Source organism: Micromonospora sp. NPDC005710 (assembly GCF_040630995.1).
In the GTDB taxonomy this organism is placed as follows: domain Bacteria; phylum Actinomycetota; class Actinomycetes; order Mycobacteriales; family Micromonosporaceae; genus Micromonospora.
This window is the reverse complement of the sequence record NZ_JBEXYP010000053.1, coordinates 1-6140: the sequence shown is the minus strand read 5'-3', so window position 1 is coordinate 6140 and position 6140 is coordinate 1. Positions and strand designations below refer to the sequence as shown.

At 67.3% G+C, this 6140-nt stretch carries 1 protein-coding gene; it reads left to right on the top strand.

Features of this window, described 5'->3' with window-relative positions:
* Positions 1-36: 36 nt before the first annotated feature.
* Positions 37-6140 (top strand): amino acid adenylation domain-containing protein (locus ABZ406_RS30710; RefSeq protein ID WP_357769045.1); only part of this gene is annotated, 6104 nt, incomplete at its 3' end.

Below are 6140 nucleotides of genomic sequence, written 5' to 3'. Positions count from 1 at the left end.
TTTGGTCGGATGAACGCGGGTGTGGGTGCGGATCGGGTGCCGGGTCCGTTCATCAACACGTTGCCGGTGCGGGTGGGTATGCGCGGGGTGGGTGTGCGGGCGGCGGTGATCAGCATGCGCGACCAGTTGGCGGGTTTGGTGGAACACGAACACGCCTCGTTGGCTCAGGCCCAACGCGCGAGTGGGGTGGCGGGTAACACCCCGTTGTTCACGTCGCTGCTGAATTACCGCCATAACAGTGGTGGTGCGGTGGTGGAGTCGGAGGGTGTCCTCGATGGTATCGAGGTGGTGTATGCCGATGAGCGCACCAACTATCCGTTGACGGTTTCTGTTGATGACAGTGGTGACGCCATCTCCGTCACGGTAGACGCGACCGCTCCCATTGATGCAGAACTGGTGGCGTCACTTCTGGTCACGACCACCGAGAATATGGTCGCCGCCCTGGAAGCCGATGGTGACCTGCCGCTGACCGGAGTCGACGTTCTCGACCAAGGGCAACGCTCACTGGTGCTCTCCAAATGGAACGACACCGCCGTGTCCTACCCGGTCGACGACACTGTGGTGTCGTTGTTCGCCCGTCAGGTGGTGGCGACCCCGGACGCGGTGGCGGTGGTGTTCGAGGGCGAGTCGGTGTCGTATCGGGAGTTGGACACTCGCGCTGGTGCGGTGGCAGGTGCGTTGGTGGGGTTGGGTGTGGGGCCGGAGTCGGTGGTGGGGGTGTGCCTGCCCCGTGGGCTCGATCTGGTGGTGTCCCTGCTGGGTGTGCTGAAGGCTGGTGGTGCGTACCTGCCGGTGGACCCGGATCTTCCGGTGGAGCGGGTGGCGGTGATGTTCGCGGATGCGTTGCCGGCGGCGGTGGTGACGTCGGCGGCATGTGCGTCGGTGGTGCCGCCCGGGGTGGCGCGGGTCATGGTGGAGGAGGTGGGGTTGCCGGCGGCGCCGGTGGTGTTGCCGCGGGTGTCGTCGGGTGGTGCGGCGTATGTGTTGTTCACGTCGGGGTCGACGGGTCGGCCGAAGGGTGTGGTGGTGTCGCATGCGGGTGTGGTGAACCGGTTGCGGTGGATGCAGGACCGGTTCGGACTGCTGGTGGGTGAGCGGGTGGTGCAGAAGACCCCGTTCACGTTCGACGTGTCGGTGTGGGAGTTCTTCTGGCCGTTGGTTGTCGGCGCGACGGTCGTGGTCGCCCGCCCAGGCGGCCACCGTGACCCGGCCTACCTGGCCGACCTGATCCGTGACGAGCGCGTGTCGACTGCGCACTTCGTGCCGTCGATGTTGGAGGCGTTTGTTCCGGTGGCCGCCTCGTGCACCGGCCTGTCGCGGGTGGTCTGTTCCGGTGAGGCGTTGCCGGAGTCGGTGCGGGACCGGCTTCTGACGGTGTTGCCGGACACGGAGTTGCACAACCTGTACGGGCCGACCGAGGCGTCGGTGGATGTGACGGCGACCCGGTGTGAGGTGGGCGCGCCGGTGACGATCGGGTCGCCGGTGGCGAACACCCGCACCTACGTGTTGGACAGCGCCCTGCAACCGGTGCCGGTGGGCGCGGCTGGCGAACTGTATGTGGCCGGGGTCCAACTCGCGCGGGGTTACGTGGGTCGGGCGGGTCTGACGGCGGAGCGGTTCGTCGCCAACCCGTATGAGCCCGGTGAGCGGTTGTATCGCACTGGTGACCTGGTCCGGTGGACCCCCGGCGGTGACCTCGACTACCTGGGTCGCACCGATGACCAGGTGAAGATTCGCGGTGTGCGGATCGAGTTGGGTGAGGTGCAGGCCGCAGTCGCCGCTCACCCGCAGGTGAACCAGGCGGCGGTGGTCGTGCGCGATGACCGGCTCGTGGCGTACGTCGTCGGTGATGGTGCCGGTGTGCGGGAGTTCGTGGGGCAACGGTTGCCGCAGTACATGGTCCCGGCGGCGGTGCTGGTTCTGGATGAGTTGCCGTTGACCAGTAGCGGGAAGCTCGACCGCCGGGCGTTGCCGGCGCCGGACTTCGCTGGGGCTGTCAGGTCCAGCCGGCCTGCGGCGAACGCTCGGGAGGAGTTGTTGTGCGCCGGGTTCGCCGAGGTTCTGGGCCTGGACGCGGTGGGTGTGGAGGACGACTTCTTCGCCCTCGGAGGCCATTCGCTGCTGGTCGTGCGGCTTGTGGAGTGGTTGCGCCAGCGGGGCATGTCGGTGCCGGTGCGGGCGTTCTTCCAGACCCCGACTCCGGCGGCGTTGGCCGCGACCGGTGGTGTGGACACGTTCGAGGTGCCGGCGAACGCCATCCCCGCGGACGCCGAACAGATCACCCCGCAGATGCTGCCACTCGTCGAGCTGACCTCGGAGCAAATCGGCCGGGTGGTGGCCACCGTCGACGGCGGTGCGTCGAATGTGGCGGACATCTACCCGTTGGCTCCTCTGCAGGAGGGGTTGCTGTTCCACCATCTGTTGGCTGAGGGTGGTCGCGACGCGTATGTGCTGCCGACGGTGGTGCGTTTCGCCTCCCGTGATCTGCTCGACCGTTTCCTCGGCGCGCTCGGTCGGGTCGTCGAACGGCACGACATCTTCCGTACGGCGATCGTGTGGGACGGCCTCGACGCGCCGGTACAGGTGGTGTGGCGGCGCGCGCCCCTCCCGGTGGTCGAGGTCACTGTCACCGACGCCGATCCGGTGCGCGAGTTGTTGGCAGCGGGCGAATCGGCGATGGACCTGCAACGGGCGCCGCTGATCCAGGTACACACCGCCGCGATGCCGCACGGTGACGAGTGCCTGGCGCTGGTGCGGGTGCACCACATGGTGCAGGACCACATGGGCCTGGACCTGCTCATCACCGAGGTACGCGCGGTGATGGCCGGCGACGACAGCGCGTTGGCGCCGGTGGTGCCGTTCCGTGAGTTCGTGGCGCAGACCCGCACCGGTATCACCGACGCGGAGCACACCCGGTACTTCACCGACCTGCTCGGGGACCTGGACGAGCCCACCATCCCCTACGGCGTGCGCGACGTGCACGGCGACGGCGCCGACCAGCAGAGCGCCGGGCAGCGACTGGATCCGGCGCTGACCGCCCGGCTACGCCACGTCGCCCGTGCCCTGAGCACCAGCCCCGCGACGTTGTTGCACGTCGCCTGGGCGCGTACCCTCGCGGCCACCTCGGGATACGACGACGTCGTCTTCGGCACGGTCCTGTTCGGTCGGATGAACGCCGGCGCCGGTGCCGATCGGGCACCGGGCCCGTTCATCAACACGCTGCCGGTCCGGCTAAACACCGGCCGCCACGACGTCCGCGACGCCGTCACCAGCATGCGCGAACAACTCGCCAGTCTCCTGGAACACGAGCATGCGTCACTGGCCACGGCGCAACAGACCAGCGCGGTTCCCAACGAGACCCCACTGTTCACCTCGATCCTCAACTACCGCCACAACGACAACCGGGAGAGTAGGGCGACCGAGGCCGAGGTCGGCGGCGCCGACGACATCGCGGTCGTCTTCTCTCAGGAGAACACCAACTACCCGCTGGCAGTTTCCATCGACGACGACGGTGACACCCTCCACCTCACCGTGGAGGCGACAACCCCCATCGACGCCAAATCGGTGGCGTCGCTGTTGGCGACGACCACCGAGAACGTGCTCGCCGCACTGGAAGCGGGCGGAGGATTACCGCTGCCCCTCGTGCCGGTCCTCGATCACGACCATCGTTCCCAGCTTTTGGTGGACTGGAATGACACGGCGGTGTCGTATCCGGCCGGCGAGACGGTGGTGTCGCTGTTCGCCCGTCAGGTGGCGGCGTCGCCGGACGCGGTGGCGGTGGTGTTCGAGGGCGAGAGGGTGTCGTATCGGGAGCTCGACGCCCGTGCTGGTGCGGTGGCCCGGTATCTGCGGTCCGCCGGGGTTGGTCCGGAGTCTGTGGTGGGCGTGCGGATGGGCCGTGGCCTGGATTTGGTGGTGGCGTTGCTGGGGGTGTTGAAGGCCGGTGGCGCGTATTTGCCGATTGATCCGGAGTTCCCGCAGCAGCGGGTGGATGTGTTGGTGGCGGATGCGGGTGCGGTCGTGGTGGTGGACTCGGTGACCGGGTTGGACCGTCCGGAGGCGTCGCCACTCGAGGTGGCCTCGGATAGCGCGGCGTATGTGTTGTTTACGTCGGGGTCGACGGGTCGGCCGAAGGGTGTGGTGGTGTCGCATGCGGGTGTGGTGAATCGGTTGCGGTGGATGCAGGACCGGTTCGGACTGCTGGTGGGTGAGCGGGTGGTGCAGAAGACTCCGTTCACGTTCGACGTGTCGGTGTGGGAGTTCTTCTGGCCGTTGATCGTCGGCGCGACGGTCGTGGTGGCCCGCCCCGGGGGTCACCGTGACCCGGCTTATCTGGCGGAGTTGATCCGTGAGGAGAACGTGTCGACGGCACACTTTGTGCCGTCGATGTTGGAGGCGTTTGTTCCGGTGGCCGCCTCGTGCACGGGGTTGTCGCGGGTGGTCTGTTCCGGTGAGGCGTTGCCGGAGTCGGTGCGGGACCAACTGTTGGCTGTCCTGCCAAACACCGAACTGCACAACCTGTATGGGCCGACCGAGGCATCAGTGGATGTCACCGCGACCCGCTGTGACAACGGTGGGCCGGTGACGATCGGGTCGCCGGTGGCCAATACCCGCACCTACGTCCTGGACAGCGCAATGCAACCGGTGCCCGTGGGTGCGGCGGGTGAGTTGTATCTGGCTGGTGTGCAGTTGTCCAGGGGGTACGTCGGACGGGCCGGCTTGACCGCGGAGCGGTTCGTGGCCAACCCGTTCGAGTCGGGTGAGCGGTTGTATCGCACCGGTGACCTGGTCCGCTGGACCAGGAACGGCGAGTTGGACTATCTGGGTCGCACCGATGACCAGGTGAAGGTTCGCGGTGTGCGGATCGAGTTGGGTGAGGTGCAGGCGGCCGTGGTCGCGCACCCGGACGTGACCCAGGCGGCGGTGGTCGTGCGCGGCGACCGTCTGGTGGCGTACGTCGTCGGTGACGGCGCTGGGGTGCGGGAGTTCGTGGGGCAGCGGTTGCCGCAGTACATGGTCCCCGCTGCGGTGGTTGTTCTCGACGCGCTTCCGTTGACCAGCAGCGGGAAGCTTGACCGTCGGGCGCTGCCGGATCCGCAATTCGAGGTCGGCTCCAGCCGGCCACCGACGAATGCACGCGAGGAAATGCTGTGCGCGATCTTCGCCGACGTCCTCGGAGTGGACCACGTCGGCGTCGAAGACGACTTCTTCGCTTTGGGTGGGCATTCGTTGTTGGCGGTGCGGTTGTTGAGTCGTTTGCGGTCGGTTTTTGGGGTGGATTTGTCGTTGCGGGTGTTGTTTGAGGCGCCGACTCCGGTGGGGTTGGCGGGGCGGTTGGGTGAGGGTGGTTTGGCGCGGCCGGTGTTGGTGGTGGGGGAGCGTCCGGGGCGTTTGCCGTTGTCGTTTGGGCAGCGCAGGTTGTGGTTCATCAATCAGTTGGAGGGGTCGACTGCTGCGTACAACATGCCGGTGGTGTTGCGGCTTGTTGGTGGTGTGGATGTGGTGGCGTTGTCGGCGGCTTTGGTGGATGTGGTGGGGCGGCATGAGGTGTTGCGGACGGTGTTTCCGGTGGTGGAGGGGGAGCCGTTCCAGCGGGTGTTGGGTGTGGGTGAGGTGGGTGGGGTGTTGGAGCGGGTGGAGTCGGTGGATGTCGATGCGGTGATCGGGGAGGTGGTGGGCCGGCCGTTCGACCTGTCGGTGGAGGTGCCGTTGCGGGCGGTCCTGGTCAACGGCGAGGTTTTGGTGGTGGTGGTCCACCACATCGCCGGTGATGGGTGGTCGATGGGCCCGTTGGCCCGTGATGTGTCGGTGGCGTACGCGGCGCGGTGTGCTGGTGACGCCCCGGGGTGGTCGCCTCTGCCGGTGCAGTATGCGGATTTCACGCTGTGGCAGCGGCGTCTGTTGGGGGACGAGTCGGACCCGGACAGCAGGCTGTCCCGGCAGTTGGGTTATTGGCGGGGCGTGTTGGCGGGGGTGCCCCAGGAGCTGAGTTTGCCGCTTGATCGGTCGCGTCCGCAGGTGGCGAGCCACCGCGGTTTTCAGGCTCCGGTGGAGGTGTCAGCGGATCTGCATGCGCGAATGGTAAAGGTCGCGCGGGCGCATGGCGTGACGGTTTTCATGGTGTGGCAGGCGTCCCTAGC